This window comes from Amphritea sp. (genome assembly GCF_048266285.1).
Lineage (GTDB): Bacteria > Pseudomonadota > Gammaproteobacteria > Pseudomonadales > Balneatricaceae > Amphritea.
In genome coordinates this window covers 79,012-95,465 of sequence record NZ_JBLWZV010000015.1, presented here as the reverse complement: position 1 = coordinate 95,465, position 16,454 = coordinate 79,012, and the positions used below count along the sequence as shown (strand labels likewise).

General features: G+C 48.7%; 12 protein-coding genes and 2 tRNA genes. 11 read left to right on the top strand and 3 right to left on the bottom strand.

From position 1 onward, the window contains the following. Positions 1 to 177: 177 nt before the first annotated feature. On the bottom strand, positions 178 to 2,049 hold the full coding sequence (locus ACN0T0_RS15045) for an alkaline phosphatase D family protein (protein ID WP_417227481.1): 1,872 nt from the start codon (positions 2,047 to 2,049) through the stop codon (positions 178 to 180). A 59-nt stretch (positions 2,050 to 2,108) separates the two neighbouring features. Next, entirely contained in the window at positions 2,109 to 4,088 is a 1,980-nt protein-coding gene (locus ACN0T0_RS15040) for a methyl-accepting chemotaxis protein (RefSeq protein ID WP_417227479.1), read from the bottom strand. A 274-nt stretch (positions 4,089 to 4,362) separates the two neighbouring features. Here ACN0T0_RS15040 and carA point away from each other — a divergent pair, with 274 nt between their 5' ends. From carA to greA, 3 genes are all read left to right on the top strand, one after another. Beyond that, a complete protein-coding gene (carA, locus tag ACN0T0_RS15035; RefSeq protein ID WP_417227477.1) occupies positions 4,363 to 5,496 on the top strand; it encodes a glutamine-hydrolyzing carbamoyl-phosphate synthase small subunit in 1,134 nt (377 codons plus the stop codon). Positions 5,497 to 5,584: 88 nt separating this feature from the next. Then, on the top strand, positions 5,585 to 8,791 hold the full coding sequence (carB, locus tag ACN0T0_RS15030; RefSeq protein WP_417227475.1) for a carbamoyl-phosphate synthase large subunit: 3,207 nt from the start codon (positions 5,585 to 5,587) through the stop codon (positions 8,789 to 8,791). A gap of 11 nt (positions 8,792 to 8,802) precedes the next feature. Continuing rightward, complete coding sequence (gene greA / locus ACN0T0_RS15025; protein ID WP_417227473.1) at positions 8,803 to 9,279, top strand: transcription elongation factor GreA; 477 nt, start codon at positions 8,803 to 8,805, stop codon at positions 9,277 to 9,279. Positions 9,280 to 9,341: 62 nt separating this feature from the next. On the opposite strand, the gene ACN0T0_RS15020 is transcribed toward greA, so the two are convergent. After that, positions 9,342 to 9,644 (bottom strand): YhbY family RNA-binding protein, encoded by a 303-nt coding sequence (locus tag ACN0T0_RS15020; protein ID WP_417227471.1) that lies wholly within the window; start codon positions 9,642 to 9,644, stop codon positions 9,342 to 9,344. 121 nt (positions 9,645 to 9,765) lie between these two features. Between ACN0T0_RS15020 and rlmE the strand changes: the two genes are divergently transcribed. The 8 genes from rlmE to ACN0T0_RS14980 all read left to right on the top strand — a co-directional run bounded on the left by rlmE (position 9,766) and on the right by ACN0T0_RS14980 (position 16,454). After that, a complete protein-coding gene (rlmE, locus tag ACN0T0_RS15015; protein WP_417227469.1) occupies positions 9,766 to 10,386 on the top strand; it encodes a 23S rRNA (uridine(2552)-2'-O)-methyltransferase RlmE in 621 nt (206 codons plus the stop codon). Between the two features lie 89 nt (positions 10,387 to 10,475). Beyond that, positions 10,476 to 12,437 (top strand): ATP-dependent zinc metalloprotease FtsH, encoded by a 1,962-nt coding sequence (ftsH, locus tag ACN0T0_RS15010; RefSeq protein WP_417227485.1) that lies wholly within the window; start codon positions 10,476 to 10,478, stop codon positions 12,435 to 12,437. A gap of 72 nt (positions 12,438 to 12,509) precedes the next feature. Next, positions 12,510 to 13,382, top strand: coding sequence for a dihydropteroate synthase (folP, locus tag ACN0T0_RS15005; RefSeq protein ID WP_417227467.1), 873 nt, complete (start codon positions 12,510 to 12,512; stop codon positions 13,380 to 13,382). Then, positions 13,375 to 14,709 (top strand): phosphoglucosamine mutase, encoded by a 1,335-nt coding sequence (gene glmM / locus ACN0T0_RS15000; RefSeq protein ID WP_417227465.1) that lies wholly within the window; start codon positions 13,375 to 13,377, stop codon positions 14,707 to 14,709. Before folP ends, glmM begins: the two co-directional genes overlap by 8 nt. A gap of 87 nt (positions 14,710 to 14,796) precedes the next feature. Then, positions 14,797 to 15,561 (top strand): triose-phosphate isomerase, encoded by a 765-nt coding sequence (tpiA, locus tag ACN0T0_RS14995; RefSeq protein ID WP_417227463.1) that lies wholly within the window; start codon positions 14,797 to 14,799, stop codon positions 15,559 to 15,561. A gap of 12 nt (positions 15,562 to 15,573) precedes the next feature. Beyond that, positions 15,574 to 15,939 (top strand): preprotein translocase subunit SecG, encoded by a 366-nt coding sequence (gene secG, locus ACN0T0_RS14990; RefSeq protein WP_417227461.1) that lies wholly within the window; start codon positions 15,574 to 15,576, stop codon positions 15,937 to 15,939. A gap of 12 nt (positions 15,940 to 15,951) precedes the next feature. Beyond that, positions 15,952 to 16,038: transfer RNA gene (locus tag ACN0T0_RS14985), tRNA-Leu, on the top strand. A gap of 342 nt (positions 16,039 to 16,380) precedes the next feature. Further along, a tRNA-Met gene (locus ACN0T0_RS14980) sits at positions 16,381 to 16,454 on the top strand.

The window sequence follows — 16,454 nt, the reverse complement described above, 5'->3', positions numbered from 1 at the left end:
GGTAGTGTGGGGATTCCCCATGCGAGAGTAGGTCATCGCCAAGCTTCAAATAAGAGACAGCCCCGATCATTAGTTTGATCGGGGCTTTTTCGTTTTGGGTGTTTTGGAGATGTTGTTTGCCAGCATAAGAGCTAACTGTTGGCGCTGGTCTATCCCCTTCTAAGCAATTGATGCGTACTATGGCTTAGTAGCGATGAACTCTATCTCTTCCTCTGCCATCCACACACTAATTTTCTCGGGTTGTCCTGCCGAGTTGAGTGTGAGGTGTCCGATACCATTGCCTAGGTTTAATCTGCAATCTGGACTGGTTGAGACTTTGCGTGCGCGAATGTGCATTCTGCGGCGTTTGGTCAGCCAGTTGAGTGGCGATTGTGAGCCGTAAAAGATGGTATTTAGGCGATCAAATTTGTGTAGTAGCTTGGCAGGGAATTCATTTTTGAGGCCGCTGCAGGTGATTTGCCATATCTTTGGGCTAGAGCGGTGGGACCTGAGCCGAATATCATAAGCAAATGAGTAATGCACATCTCCAGAGAGGATGATGAAATTTTCCGGGGTTTTCGGATGCTGGAAAATATTGAGGATGACATTAGCTGAGCCTTTATGTGCCATCCAGTTTTCCGCATCGACTAGCAGCGGTTTACCTAGGTAAGTGAATATGCGTTGAATCATTTCGATTAATTTCACGCCGAAAATGGGCGCTGGTGATATCAGCAACACCGATGGCTCATTAATGAGTTGATTCTGCAGTTCGGTAAGGGCTGGCCAGTCCATAAGACCTGAAGGTTTGTTTGCATCGCTTTCTGAGCGCCATCGATGAGTACGAGTATCTAAAACAATCAGTGTTGGCGAGGTTGGTACGCTGTAGTGCCATTGATCAAAGTGTAACACTGCATCGATGAGCTTTGCTTTTTGTTCAGGGTCTGTTGTGGCTATCCCGTTGCAGACCGTCGTTAACCATGAGTGTGAAAAAGCGTCCGGGTTATTACCCCAACCTTGGCAAAGCCAATATCCGATGAGAGCATTGCCGATCATCTCTCTGGCAAATGGATTGCCATAGGCTGTTTCTTCCCAGCTGCGTGTTAGATTCCAGTCATCGGTTACGTCATGATCGTCGAAGATCATATAGCTGGGAATATGCGCCATCAGTCGTTGTACGCGAAACAACTCATCATTAAAGCATTCAATAATGGCTTTTTCCTTTTTAAAGCGCTCTCTGTTTTGGGCTGGAATTTGCTCACAGGGTTCGAGCTGTACGAACTGCCAGAGCTGGGGTGACCAAACCAGCAGGTACATGGTGAATACCTCAGCAAAGGTGATCAGATGGTTCTGTGCTGAGTCGCTAGTAAAGACCGGTTTTCGAACACCTTTGAATAACCGTTTTAAGGCGTCACTTGCGGGCTTATCATCGGGTAAAAGTTGATCTCGGGCATAGTAGTTGTTGGAGTGTGTATAGAGTTCGCTGGCGCAGTTGATAGCGGATCCTGATAAGGGTTCATTAGGAAATTCGAGTAAGTCAATAATCTGATGTATTGCCTGAAGCATAGGTCCGGCGACATCATCCGCATAGATTTGATCACCTGACATCATCAGTAGAGCTGGTCTTTCAGCTATTGGGGTATGAGTGATGCGTTTATCGGCAATGGCAAGTCCATCGCTACCGGGGTGATGAGGCTTTCGGCAGGAGCCATGTAAAATTGTACTCAGTTGTGGTTGATAGCAAAGGCTGATTTTGTCCTCCTCTGGATAGCAGATATCATGACAAAGGTCGGTTAGCGCAAAGCTATCTTGGTCAGTGTTAAAGATTAGGTCATAACTGATGACATCATTAGGACTCAGCGGCTCGTTCAGATTAAGTTGTAAAAGGTAAGTGTGTGCGTGTTTGGCCGCACTTAGTTGATGCGCTGTCTGTTGATGCGTTATCGCTGTGCCAATCTTTTGTAATTGGCTGTCAATACGCACGGGTTGGCTCGTCACTAACCAAATATTTAGCTGTGTTGCGGTGAATCGCCGGACAATAGGGCCGGCAAGCAATAATGGTAGATCTGTCATCAATGCAGCTTCTCTGTAGAGTCTCCGTTATACCTTAGCAAATAAAAGGGTCTGTGCGATTATGGTTTTTGTGAGAACTGCTTGAGCAGCTGCATTAAGCTGTTGCTGGTTAGATCTAATTGATGGGCCTGCTGTTTGTTATTATAGGCTTCCCGTGCAGACTCCTGAGAGTGTATAAGGGTCATATTGATACCCTCAGATATCTGGTTTGTTACGGTCGACTGCTCTTCAGTGGCTGAGGCGATCATACTACTCATGCTATCGATTTCGTTAATAGACAGTTGGATCTGTTCTACACTTTGTCGGGCGTTGTCGGCTAACAATACCGTGTTACTGACATGCTGGGCTTGGCGTTCAATCTTGTTTGCCATTTGATCGATAGCGCCATTGAGTTTTTTGATGATCGCATTGATGTTGTCGGCTGCTTTTGCTGTATTTACCGCGAGTGAGCGGACCTCGTTAGCGACGACCGCAAATCCTCGTCCGCTATCGCCAGCTCGAGCGGCTTCTATTGCGGCATTAAGGGCGAGCAAGTTAGTTTGCTCGGCAAAGTTGTGGATAACATGCAGTGCGGCTCCTATCTCTTTGCCATCATCTTTTAGTTGTTCAAGTGTTTGATGGGTCGCATCAGCCTCTGCTTCAAGTTGCTGAATGCTCGCGCTGGTATTATGCATTTCGGTAACTCCCTGAATGGCAATTTCTGTTGCTTGGCGGGTGGCTTGAGATGTCTTTATAGCGTTTTCGGCGACTTCTTGGTATGAGCAGCTTAACTGTTCAATCTGTACAGAGGTGTGCTCCGTTGAGGACTGCTGTTGTTTCACTATCTGGGTTAGGGTATCAGAGCTGTTATTTAGGTTTTTACCCAGGCGGTCTAATGCGTTGCTTTCAGTATTGATCTTCTCAATCAGGACGCTGAAATAGTTCCGTAGGCGATTAATTGAGTCGTTGAGGATGGTCATTTCGAGGATGCGACTCGGTTTGCTGGTTTGACTGTTTAATTGGCCGTTAGCTAAGGCATCTAGTTGTTTGCAGGTGCGGCTGATAATGTTGCTGAGCCGGGTGCTAAGAAGACACATGATCAAACCGATAAAGGTAATCAGCGACAGACTGATGAGCAATAAAAGGTTAACGAGTTGGCCAGTTGCATCGTAGTTTTTCTGTAGGCGATCTTGGTTGCCTTGTAGATGTCCGTTGAGTTGGTCAATCAGCTCCGTGGTGTTTGCGATTGAGTCAGCCCGGCGAGCGTAGATTTTCTCAATATTTAGCAACTCTTTCGCGTAGCGCTTAATTAGGCTGTTCAGTTCGTGGGTGTACAGATCGCCCTGCTCATCCGGAGCCACGGTGGCTTCAGTGATGGCGTTGCCTAGCAATGCACTAAGCGCGTCATTGTTTTCACGTTCTTCGAAGAGGTTAAAACGTGGTAGCGCTTCAAGTTGTTGGCCTAGAGTTGCTAGGTTGGTTAAACGCTGATCGATGTCGCTACGATTCGGTTGAGCCGCCGAGAAATAGTGTTGCCGGCTGTGGGCGAGTTCAGGGATAGCGAGATTAATCTGGGTTAACAGGGACGAATATTGTTGTTGCAATGCCGGCCGCTGTGAGCCGCCGGTTAGGACGTAGTCTGTTAGTAAACTAACGCTGGCAAGTATTTCGCGCTCATTGTTTATTAGCAGTTCTTGGGGCTGACGAAGTTTGCCCGCCGCTCGCAGTTTGAGTAGCGCTACGGTTTGCAGTTCTATCAGTGTTTTTTCTACGCTTGGGCTCTCATCGATAATAGCCTTTTTTGCCTGGGACTCTTCATTGATTAGCCGCGATAATGCGCTGTCAATTTCGCTTAGCAGGGATGCGTTGCCTGAACTGAGATAGGTCAGAATTGGCAGGCTTACTTCAGTGTTGATCTGAACTTGGAGTTGTTGATAACTTCGGGTTCTATCAAAACTGGTATTCAGGCGATCTAAGGACCAAAGCATCAAGCCCGCCATGGCAGAGACAACCAGTAGCAAAGTGCTACCTGCGAGGATATTAATCTGAGATATTTTCATCGTTTACAGCATCGAATGTTTAAAGCAACTAGTTATATGTCTTTCTTGTTACCAGCATGTTTCAGTCTTTTTGGTAGATACTCATAATGGGAGGTCGGGTTACATAGACAAGCTAGACGAGATGGATTAAAATATCGCCGATTTGCATCCTAGAAATGCACAATAAGAATTCTCTATAAAAAAGCGAGGCGGGCATTTTGTTCTACCTCGCTTTTTTGCAACTTACAGTTTATTAATTCTGTTTAGATTTTCGCACGAAGCGGGGAGGTTAATTTTGACAAGACCAGCCATTCTGGCCCTTGAGGACGGCAGTATCTTCCGGGGAGTAGCGATTGGCGCGGATGGCCAGTCCAGCGGAGAAGTCGTATTTAATACTTCCATGACTGGTTATCAGGAGATTCTGACGGATCCATCGTACTGTCGTCAGATTGTGACCCTGACCTATCCACACATCGGTAACGTGGGAACCAACAAGGAGGATGAAGAATCCTCTCAATCATGGGTTGCAGGTCTTGTGATCCGCGATCTGCCACTGGTAGCCAGCAACTGGCGTAGTGAGCAGAACCTGGATGAGTACCTGAAAGCGAATAATATTGTCGGTATTGCGGATATTGATACCCGTCGTCTGACGCGGATCTTACGCGAAAAAGGCTCGTTGAGCGGCTGTGTGATGGCCGGCGATATCGATGAAGATAAAGCACTTGCCGCGGCGAAAGCCTTCCCAGGTTTGAAGGGAATGGATTTAGCAAAAGAGGTGACGACTGCCGACGCCTATCAGTGGACATCAACGACTTGGCACCCTGTTAACGGGCATCAAGAACGTGCTGAAGCCGACCTCCCGCACCATGTTGTCGCCTATGACTTTGGTGTTAAGCGTAATATTCTGCGGATGCTGGTTGAACGTGGTTGTCGTTTGACGGTTGTTCCGGCTAAAACCACCGCGGCTGACGTCTTAGCGTTGAATCCTGATGGCGTTTTCTTGTCGAACGGCCCAGGGGATCCAGAGCCTTGCGACTATGCTATTGGTGCCATTCAAGCGATCTGTAAAACCGATGTACCGGTGTTTGGGATTTGCTTGGGTCATCAGTTGCTTGCGTTGGCGTCTGGTGCGAAGACAATGAAGATGAAGTTTGGTCATCATGGAGCAAACCATCCGGTACAGGACCTAAGTAATAAGCAGGTTATGATTACCAGCCAGAACCATGGTTTTGCGGTTGATGAAGATACTTTACCGTCGACTTTACGGGCGACCCATAAATCGTTGTTTGATGGATCCCTGCAGGGTATTGAGCGTACAGATCGCGCGGCCTTTAGTTTTCAGGGACATCCTGAAGCAAGCCCCGGCCCTCGCGATGTTGCGCCGCTGTTTGATCGCTTTATTCGCGACATTGAAGCACGTAAGGCTTAACGGGCCTGATTTAAGATCAATACGTACTGCCCGTGAGAGATCTCCGGGTAGTTTTTAAAGAATTAAAATTTCGATCGGTTGTTTACACATGCCAAAACGTACGGACATACAAAGTATTCTGATCCTCGGTGCGGGTCCTATCGTTATCGGTCAGGCCTGTGAGTTTGATTACTCCGGTGCCCAGGCCTGTAAAGCTCTGCGAGAAGAGGGCTATCGCGTCATTCTGGTTAACTCAAACCCAGCGACCATCATGACGGATCCATCGATGGCTGATGCCACCTATATCGAGCCAATTCAGTGGAAAACGGTTGCTAAAATCATTGAGCAGGAACGCCCCGATGCGCTACTGCCAACGATGGGCGGCCAGACTGCATTGAACTGCGCCCTTGATCTCGAACGCGAAGGCGTGCTTGAGCAGTTTGGCGTTGAGATGATTGGTGCTAACGCCGATACTATTGATAAAGCAGAAGACCGTGACCGGTTTGATAAAGCGATGAAGTCTATTGGCTTGGAATGCCCTCGTGCTGCGATTGCTCACAGCATGGAAGAGGCGTTGCAAGTTCAGTCACAGCTCGGTTTTCCTTGTATTATTCGGCCCTCTTTTACCATGGGGGGAACCGGCGGTGGTATCGCTTATAACAAAGAAGAGTTTATCGAAATCTGTGAGCGAGGCTTGGACCTGTCACCGACCAGTGAGTTGTTGATTGATGAATCCTTGATCGGCTGGAAAGAGTATGAGATGGAGGTAGTGCGCGATAAAAGCGATAACTGCATTATCGTCTGCTCAATCGAAAACTTCGATGCGATGGGCGTGCACACCGGTGACTCTATTACGGTTGCTCCGGCACAGACCCTGACGGATAAAGAATATCAGTGGATGCGGGATGCTTCATTGGCGGTGTTGCGTGAAATCGGCGTTGAAACTGGCGGTTCAAACGTACAGTTTGGTCAGTGCCCCGAAACCGGCCGTTTTGTGATCATCGAAATGAATCCACGGGTATCTCGTTCATCTGCTTTGGCTTCTAAGGCAACCGGCTTCCCGATTGCTAAAGTCGCGGCAAAACTGGCGATTGGTTACACCCTTGATGAGCTGCAAAACGATATTACTGGCGGCGCGACGCCTGCTTCGTTTGAGCCGGCAATCGACTATGTTGTGACGAAGATTCCACGCTTCACTTTCGAAAAATTTCCGCAAGCGAATGATCGCCTGACTACGCAGATGAAGTCTGTGGGTGAAGTGATGGCGATTGGTCGCACACAACAGGAATCTCTGCAGAAAGCGTTGCGTGGCCTTGAGGTCGGTGCGTCCGGATTAGACCCTATCGTTGATCTGAAAAGTGAAGATGCCCGTGCTGAAATCGTCCGGGAGATGAAACAGCCGGGTGGCGAGCGTATCTGGTATCTGGGGGATGCATTCCGTCTAGGTATGAGCGTTGAAGAGCTATATGAACTGTCTGGTATTGATCCATGGTTCTTGGTTCAGGTCGAAGATCTGATCAAAGATGAGCTGCGGGTGTCTGAGATGACCCTGTCTGAGTTGGATAAAACTGAGTTATATCGCCTTAAACGTAAAGGTTTCTCTGATACTCGTTTGGCCGCCTTGCTTGGCGTATCGGAAAAACAGGTGCGTAAGCAGCGTCACAAGTTGAATATCCGTCCGGTGTTTAAGCGTGTTGATACCTGTGCGGCTGAATTTTCTACCGATACGGCATATATGTACTCAACCTACGAGGAGGAGTGCGAGGCGAATCCGTCTGAGCGTGACAAGATCATGGTCATCGGTGGTGGTCCTAACCGTATTGGTCAGGGTATCGAGTTTGATTATTGCTGTGTTCATGCGGCTCTCGCAGCGCGGGAAGATGGTTATGAAACTATCATGGTCAACTGTAACCCCGAAACTGTTTCAACCGATTATGATACCTCTGACCGCCTCTATTTTGAGCCGATCACTTTGGAAGATGTGCTGGAAATCGTACATGTCGAGAAGCCTAAGGGCGTTATCGTACAGTATGGTGGTCAAACACCATTGAAGCTGGCATTGGCACTTGAGCACGCCGGTGTGCCGATTATCGGTACGTCTCCGGAAGCGATTGACCGTGCGGAAGACCGTGAACAGTTCCAACAGATGCTTAAGCGTCTGGGTTTGAAACAGCCTGAAAATGCCACAGTACGCTCACTTGAAGAAGCGATTATCGAAGCCGAGAAACTGGGCTATCCGCTGGTTGTACGTCCATCCTATGTATTGGGTGGTCGGGCTATGGAGATCGTTTATAAAGAGTCTGAGCTACGTCAGTACATGACCTCTGCGGTTAAGGTTTCCCATGATGCCCCGGTATTGTTGGATCACTTCCTTAATGCGGCAGTAGAAGTGGATATCGATGCGGTATGTGATGGCGAAACCGTGGTTATCGGTGCCATTATGCAGCATATCGAACAAGCGGGTGTTCACTCCGGTGACTCTGCATGCTCATTGCCGCCTTATAGCCTGCCAGAAGAGCTGCAGAACAAAATGCGCGATATGGTGCGTAAGATGGCGTTAGAGCTTGGTGTCGTCGGTCTGATGAATACTCAGCTGGCCTATCAGGACGGTGAAGTGTATGTCATTGAAGTGAACCCGCGTGCTTCTCGTACGGTTCCTTTTGTGTCTAAGTGTATCGGTGTTTCTCTGGCTAAGATTGGCGCTCAGGTGATGACCGGTAAAACACTCAAGGAGATTGGTTTTACCGAAGAGATCGTGCCGACGCTGTTTAACGTTAAGGAAGCGGTATTCCCGTTCAATAAGTTCCAAGGCGTTGATCCTATTTTGTCACCGGAAATGAAATCGACCGGTGAAGTGATGGGGGTCGGTGAAACCTTTGGTGAAGCCTTCATGAAAGCGCAACTGGGTGCTGGCGAGAAGATGCCTGCAACGGGTAAGGCGTTCATCTCTGTGCGTGATGTGGATAAGCACAATGTACTGCCGGTTGCTCGTGATCTGGTTGGTCTCGGCTTTACACTGGTTGCTACTCGAGGTACCGCTGACTTGTTAAAACAGGATGGTCTTGATGTTCAGGTCGTCAACAAGGTGATGGAAGGTCGTCCTAACATTGTTGATATGCTGAAAAACGATGAAATCGTTTACGTTATCAACACCACGGAAGGCCGTAAGGCGATTGCAGACTCGGCTGAGATTCGTCGTTCCGCGCTCCAGCATAAAGTGCCGTATAGCACGACGCTGGCAGGTGCTGAAGCGATGACAAAAGCGATGCAGTATGGTGAAGAAAAAACCGTACGTCGTTTGCAAGATCTTCATTAAGGAATAGTGTTATGAAAAAGTTTCCAATGACCGTAGGCGGTGAAAAAGCATTGCGGGAAGAGCTGGACGATCTTAAAACCGTTCAGCGTCCGACTGTCATTGCTTCTATTGCTGAAGCGCGTGAACATGGTGACCTGAAAGAAAATGCGGAATACCATGCAGCACGTGAGCAGCAAGGTTTTATCGAAGGGCGTATTCAAGAGCTAGAGGGTAAGCTGGGATCGGCGCAAGTGATTGATGTCACGCAGATACCGCATACCGGGAAAGTGATTTTCGGAACCACCGTCGACCTGCTTAATCTAGATACTGATGAGACGGTCACGTATCAGATTGTTGGAGATGACGAAGCTAATATTAGAAATGGTAAAATTTCAATCAGCTCACCAATTGCTCGCGCTTTGATTGGCAAAGAAGAAGGTGATGTGGCGGTTGTGCAGACGCCGGGTGGCGGCGTTGAGTATGAAATTGATCAAGTTCGCCATATCTGATGCTGTAGGATAAAAAAAACCGCCTTTTGGCGGTTTTTTGTTGTTGATCTAGCCTCGCTACATTAACGTAACAGGTTAGACAGTTTCGGGTCTGGGCTCTTCGCGGCGCGATACAGTAGCGCAATATTGCCGATCTCTTGGACAATAGTGGCTTCTACAATTTTAGCCATTTCGCTGATCAGCTGTTTTTTTGCTTCGCGGTCGCCCACAGCAAATTTGATTTTGATGAGCTCGTGGTCTTCCAGAGCGCGATCAGCTTCCAGTAGAATGTTCTCACTCAGGCCGTTACCGGCGACGGTGAGGATTGGATTGAGGCCGTGACCGATGGTTCGGAACTGCTTCTTTTGCGTAGGGGTTAAGCTCATACTAAAATACTTGACCTTTAATGTTGGAGCGGACGACCCGCTCAGAATCATAATTAACCGATTTTACCTGAGTTAGTGGGCAGAAAGTAGACATTGACTCAAATTCCGAATGGGGTTGTTGGTGGCAAGATCAAAAAGCAGCGGTCGTTGGCTGCAAGAACACTTCGACGATCAGTATGTAAAAAAATCCAGAGAGCTTGGATATCGTTCTAGAGCGAGTTTTAAGCTGCTGGAATTGAATGAAAAAGATAAACTGATTCGTCCGGGTATGACCTTGATGGACCTAGGAGCGGCCCCTGGTGGCTGGTCTCAGGTGGCGGCAGAGCTGGTTGGCGACGATGGTCGGGTGGTCTCGTCGGATATCTTAGCTATGGACCCATTACCCGGTGTGCAGTTTGTGCAGGGGGATTTTACCGAGGAAGCGGTACTGAATCAGATCCTAGAAACCTTAGGAGATGAACTGGCAGACCTTGTAATTTCCGATATGGCCCCCAATATGAGTGGTATGAATGCTGTTGATCAGCCGGCGGCGATGTATCTGGTTGAATTGGCGTTGGATATGGCTCGTCAGGTTTTGAAGCCCGGAGGTGACTTTGTTGCTAAAGTCTTTCAGGGTGAAGGATTTGATGAATATATGAACGATATGCGCAGCAGCTTTACTAAGGTATATACCCGTAAGCCGGACTCATCAAGGGCCCGTTCGCGTGAAGTCTATCTGATTGGACGAAATTTCCGTCCCTGATATGGTCAACACAGTATAACTACTGTAGTTTTGTTTGTTTTCGGACGGACACTAATTTTGAGAAAACAGAGGGTTTTCCTTTGAACGATATGGCAAAGAATTTAGTACTGTGGCTGGTTATCGCGGCAGTGCTGTTAACGGTTTTCAATAACTTTAACAGCGAAGGTACATCGCAGAACCTCAATTACTCTGAATTTATCAGTGCGGTGAAGAGTGATCAGATTCGTCGCGTGGTGATTGATGGTTATACCATCGAGGGTGAGCGGATCAATGGTGAGCATTTTGCGACTGTGCGGCCAGCCTTGCAGGACCCTAAGCTGGTTGATGACTTGTATAACCATAAAGTGGTGATTGAAGGTAAACAGCCTGAGAAGCAGAGTGTTTGGACTCAACTGCTGGTTGCCAGCTTCCCAATACTGATTATTCTGGCCATCTTTATGTTCTTCATGCGGCAGATGCAAGGTGGTGGGGGCGGTAAAGGCGGCCCGATGTCATTTGGTAAGTCTAAAGCCCGAATGATGAGCGAAGATCAGATTAAAACGACCTTTGACGATGTGGCGGGTGTTGAAGAAGCCAAGGAAGAGGTTAAAGAGCTGGTGGATTATCTGCGTGACCCTGGTAAGTTTCAGCGACTCGGTGGGCATATTCCCCGTGGTGTGCTGATGTCAGGTAGTCCAGGTACGGGTAAGACGTTGCTGGCGAAAGCGATTGCCGGTGAAGCTAAGGTGCCGTTCTTTACGATCTCTGGTTCTGATTTTGTTGAGATGTTTGTGGGTGTTGGTGCCTCACGTGTTCGAGATATGTTTGAACAGGCGAAGAAAAATGCGCCTTGTATCATCTTTATTGATGAGATCGATGCGGTCGGTCGTCACCGTGGTGTTGGTATGGGTGGCGGTAACGATGAGCGTGAGCAGACACTGAACCAATTGTTGGTTGAGATGGATGGTTTTGAAGGTACTGAAGGCGTCATCGTGATTGCCGCGACTAACCGTCCCGACGTGCTTGACCCTGCGTTATTGCGTCCGGGCCGATTTGACCGTCAAGTACATGTTGGCTTGCCGGATATCCGTGGCCGCGAACAGATTTTGAAAGTGCACATGCGTAAAGTACCATTAGGCGATGACGTTAAGCCTGATCTGATCTCCCGAGGTACTCCCGGTTTCTCCGGTGCAGACCTTGCTAACCTCGTGAACGAGGCGGCGTTATTTGCTGCCCGTTCCGGTAAGCGGACGGTAGGTATGGAGCAGTTTGAGCGCGCCAAAGATAAAATCATGATGGGTGCCGAGCGTAAGTCCATGGTGATGTCGTATGAAGAACGTCGGAATACGGCTTATCATGAGTCCGGTCATGCGATCGTTGGTCGTCTGATGCCTGAGCATGACCCAGTTTATAAAGTATCGATTATTCCTCGTGGCCGGGCGTTGGGTGTCACCATGTTCCTGCCGGAAGAAGATCGTTACAGTCATAGTCGTAAGTTGTTGATCTCCAACATTTGTAGCCTATATGGCGGCCGTATTGCTGAAGAGATGACTCTCGGTAAAGATGGTGTGACCACCGGTGCTTCTAATGATATTCAACGGGCGACTAGCTTGGCGCGGAACATGGTGTCTCGTTGGGGTTTGACCGATGAACTTGGTCCTATTCTGTATGATGATGAAGAACAGGACCCGTTTAACAGGGGGTATGGGCAGCCAAGTAAAGCGATGTCTGAAGAGGTGCAGCGTAAAATCGATGCCGAAACCCGTAAGATTATCGATGAGTGTTACGCTAAAGCTTATAAGATGCTGGAGGATAACCGCGATATTCTTGATGCAATGACTGAAGCCCTATTGAAGTATGAAACTATCGATAGCAAACAGTTGGATGAGCTAATGGCGCGTAAGCCGGTTAGTCCGCCAGAAGGCTGGCAGGAATCTGACTCTAAAGCTGCTGAAGAAGAAGCGGCTGCCGCGAAAGAGGAAGAGTTTGATCTTGATGAAGAGCATCAAGCTAAAGGTGACGAGCCGTCATCTGATGCGGATAATGATACGCCGGATGAAACGCCGCGCTGATCTATTGATGTGACGCTATAAGGCCGGTCTCTGACCGGCTTTTTTAATAATCTTTCTGCGATGGAAACAGCAGTGATTGATTTTTCGACCTATCGTTTTGGTTCCCGCTCTCTCGATTTGAGCCGCCCTCAAGTCATGGGCATTGTTAATGTGACCCCTGATTCGTTCTCCGATGGTGGTTCTCTATATGAGTCCCGTCAGCTCTGTGTTGATCAGGCTGTTAAGCGTGCTCGGCAGATGGTAGAGAATGGGGCGGCCATTATTGATATTGGCGGTGAATCCACCCGTCCAGGCGCTGCCGCGGTCTCATTGCAAGAAGAGTTGGACCGAGTCCTTCCGGTGGTCGAAAGAATTAATGCTGAGCTGGATGTTATTATCTCGGTAGATACTAGCGCACCTGAGGTGATGACAGCATCGGCAAGGTTAGGCGCAGGTCTCATTAATGATGTCCGTGCTTTAGGTCGTGAAGGAGCGTTAGAGGCGGCTGCAGCGACTCATCTGCCGGTCTGTGTCATGCATATGCAGGGTAGTCCAGCAACGATGCAGAATGCACCGGAATATGACGATGTACTAGACGATGTCAGTTGTTTTCTACAGCAGCGAATTGAAGCCTGTCATAGCGTAGGCATTGCCCGCGATCAGATTATTCTTGATCCCGGTTTTGGTTTCGGGAAGACAGTCGAACATAATTTACGTTTGCTTAATAATTTACGTCAGTTGCTTAAATTTGATCTGCCGCTGCTGGTGGGTACGTCACGTAAGAGTATGCTCAATCACGTGTTAAACCGTCCGGTTGATCAGCGTTTGGCAGGAGGTTTAGCAACCGTTGCGATCGGCGTACAGCAGGGCGGGCATATTTTCAGGGTTCATGATGTTAAAGAAACGGTTGATGTCGTACGCATGACTGAAGCGATCTTGCATGAAAGGAAAGTTGATAATGACTAAGCGATATTTTGGCACGGATGGTATTCGCGGCAAGGTCGGCACTGCGCCGATCACCCCGGACTTTATGTTGAAGCTCGGTTGGGCCGCCGGTAAGGTGTTTGCTCGGGAAGGGCGCAGTAAGATTATTATTGGCAAAGATACTCGAATTTCAGGCTATATGTTTGAATCAGCCCTTGAGGCAGGTTTGTCAGCGGCTGGCGTGGATGTGTTGTTGTTAGGGCCGATGCCGACCCCCGCTATTGCCTATCTAACGCGTACTTTTCGCTGTAACGCGGGTATTGTTATCAGTGCATCGCACAACCCATATTATGATAATGGTATTAAGTTCTTTTCAGAACAGGGCACCAAGCTTCCTGATGAGATTGAGCACGCAATAGAAGCGCAGATGGATATGGCGATGACGACGGTGGATGCCGCTGAATTGGGTAAAGCGCGTCGTATAGAAGATGCTGCAGGTCGTTACATTGAATTCTGTAAAGGTACGGTTTCCGGGGATTTGAGCTTAAAGGACCTGAAAATCGTAGTCGATTGTGCCAATGGTGCAACCTATCATATTGCGCCAAAAGTATTCCGTGAGTTAGGTGCTTCAGTGATAGAGATAGGCGCATCTCCAGATGGTATTAATATCAATGAAGCCTGTGGTGCGACTTCGACGGCCTTATTACAACAAACGGTCATTGATCAGCAGGCCGATTTGGGTATTGCTTTGGACGGCGATGGTGATCGGCTGATTATGGTTGATCACAAAGGTGAACAAGTTGATGGCGATGAATTGCTGTTCATTATCGCGATGGCTTTGCATCAAAAGGGCCAGCTTAACGGAGGAGTTGTCGGTACTCTGATGAGCAACTTCGGTCTTGAGCAAGGGCTTAAGCATGCTGCAATTCCGTTTGTTCGGGCGCAGGTTGGTGACCGTTATGTGCTAGAGCAATTATTAGCGAAGGACTGGTTTCTTGGTGGCGAATCGTCAGGGCATCTGATTTGCCGCCAGTTGACCTCGACCGGGGATGGCATTGTGGCGGCTTTACAGGTGTTGAAGGCCATGACTGATGCGAATAGTTCGTTGCATACACTTAAATCGGCGATGGGCAAAATGCCGCAAACCATGATTAATGTGCGGTTAAATGAAAAGGTTGATGTGCTTTCGCTGACGGAGGTGCAGTCTGCGGTTGCGGATGTTGAATCGCGCTTAGGTGAGCGAGGTCGTGTATTATTGCGTCCTTCTGGCACTGAGCCGCTCGTAAGAGTAATGGTTGAGGGCGATGACGAGGCTTGGGTTGAAGGGCTGTGTCAGGAGTTGGCCGAAGTCGTACGCCAAGCGCTCTGAATTTTTTATTATTTTGTACGCGCTAGTCGCTTGTAACTTATCAGGAAACTCGTTACTATGTGCGCCGCTTTGCACAGAGGGGAACTCATGCGTAAGACGATAGTCGCCGGAAATTGGAAAATGAACGGAACCAGTAAGTCGATTAAGACGTTGCTGGAAAGCCTTACTGCAGGTGTACCTGTTGTTGAGGGGTTGGTGACATTAGTCTGTCCGCCCGCTGTCTATTTGTCACAGGTTAAGCAGCAATTAGGCAGTGCGCCGATTGCTTTAGGCGCGCAAAATGTTTCTGCGCAGTCTGCCGGGGCATTGACCGGTGAGTGGTCGCTGGAAATGCTTGAGGATATTGGATGTGAGTATGTCATCCTAGGTCACTCAGAGCGCCGTAGCATATTTGCTGAATCAAATGCAGATGTGGCTGATAAAGTGGCTGCGACATTGGCCGCAGGCTTGATCCCGATTCTGTGCGTTGGTGAGACGCTGGAACAGCGCAATGCAGGTGAAACACTCGCGTTAGTTGCTGCGCAGATTGATGCGGTTTTACAACGTGTTGGTGTTGAAGATTTTGCCTCTGTGGTGATTGCATACGAACCTGTCTGGGCTATAGGTACAGGTTTGACAGCAACCCCAGAGCAGGCGCAGGAAGTACATGCTGCTATCCGTGCGCAACTTGCTGAATGCGATGCTGATATCGCTGATCAGCTGTCAATTCTGTATGGCGGTAGTATGAACGCCGGTAATGCGGCTGAGTTATTAGCTCAGCAGGATATTGATGGTGGTTTGATTGGTGGCGCATCGCTGAAAGCTGACGAATTCCTGACGATCTGCGCTGTGGCGACAGAGAGTCGTAAGTAAGTGGAAAAATAGATGGAAACTCTGGTTCTTGCTGTACATGTTTTACTGGCTGTTGCCATTATTGCTCTGGTATTATTGCAGCAGGGTAAGGGCGCTGAAGCGGGTGCATCCTTCGGTGCAGGCGCCTCTCAGACTGTCTTTGGTAGTCAAGGGTCTGGTTCATTTCTCAGTCGCATGACGGCCGTGATTGCAACCGGTTTGTTTATCACCAGTTTTGTGCTGGCGGTTTACGCAAAAGATAAGGCGGTATCAGTGGGTGATGCAGGTATTCCTGCAGCAGCATTGATTCAAAACGCCGCAGAACAGGCTGATCAAGTGCCGGTTCTGGAAGAGCAAAAATTACCAACAGGTGATGCGGACGTACCGCCTGGAGAGTAAACCTCGTTTTATGCCGAAGTGGTGGAATTGGTAGACACGCCATCTTGAGGGGGTGGTGACCTAATGGTCGTGCGGGTTCAAGTCCCGCCTTCGGCACCATATTTAAAGAAGCGCTCCATGAGCGCTTTTTTTTCGTCTATGCCTTGGCGGGACTGTCGTGCCGCGTTGGTTCATCTGCGATGAAGTCCTTCGGACCGTCGTCGCAGGCGCCCAATGAAGAGTGCATTGTCGGCACCCTGTTTAAAGAAAGGCCGTGAGTGTTTTTTGTTTATGCCTTGGCAGAGCCGTACTTGTTGTTTCTAGCCCTTTGGGCTGGTGTTTGAGTTGGCTGTTGTTCTTTTTTGAGTCGAGATAACGGCTTTTCACTGATTGTTGAGTAATCAGTACAAGCTGTCCTTGAACTAGAATGGTTGCGGGAGTATAATCCTCGCCGATTTCTGATGCGGGGTGGAGCAGCCTGGTAGCTCGTCGGGCTCATAACCCGAAGGTCGTCAGTTCAAATCTGGCCCCCGCTA

What these genes read in the sequence shown, in the direction of transcription:
- glmM (WP_417227465.1), top strand. Translation starts at nt 13,375, where the DNA reads ATGACTAAGCGATATTTTGGCACGGATGGTATTCGCGGCAAGGTCGGC.
- greA (WP_417227473.1), top strand. Translation starts at nt 8,803, where the DNA reads ATGAAAAAGTTTCCAATGACCGTAGGCGGTGAAAAAGCATTGCGGGAA.
- tpiA (WP_417227463.1), top strand. Translation starts at nt 14,797, where the DNA reads ATGCGTAAGACGATAGTCGCCGGAAATTGGAAAATGAACGGAACCAGT.
- ftsH (WP_417227485.1), top strand. Translation starts at nt 10,476, where the DNA reads ATGGCAAAGAATTTAGTACTGTGGCTGGTTATCGCGGCAGTGCTGTTA.
- carB (WP_417227475.1), top strand. Translation starts at nt 5,585, where the DNA reads ATGCCAAAACGTACGGACATACAAAGTATTCTGATCCTCGGTGCGGGT.
- ACN0T0_RS15045 (WP_417227481.1), bottom strand. Translation starts at nt 2,049, where the DNA reads ATGACAGATCTACCATTATTGCTTGCCGGCCCTATTGTCCGGCGATTC.
- secG (WP_417227461.1), top strand. Translation starts at nt 15,574, where the DNA reads ATGGAAACTCTGGTTCTTGCTGTACATGTTTTACTGGCTGTTGCCATT.
- ACN0T0_RS15020 (WP_417227471.1), bottom strand. Translation starts at nt 9,644, where the DNA reads ATGAGCTTAACCCCTACGCAAAAGAAGCAGTTCCGAACCATCGGTCAC.
- ACN0T0_RS15040 (WP_417227479.1), bottom strand. Translation starts at nt 4,088, where the DNA reads ATGAAAATATCTCAGATTAATATCCTCGCAGGTAGCACTTTGCTACTG.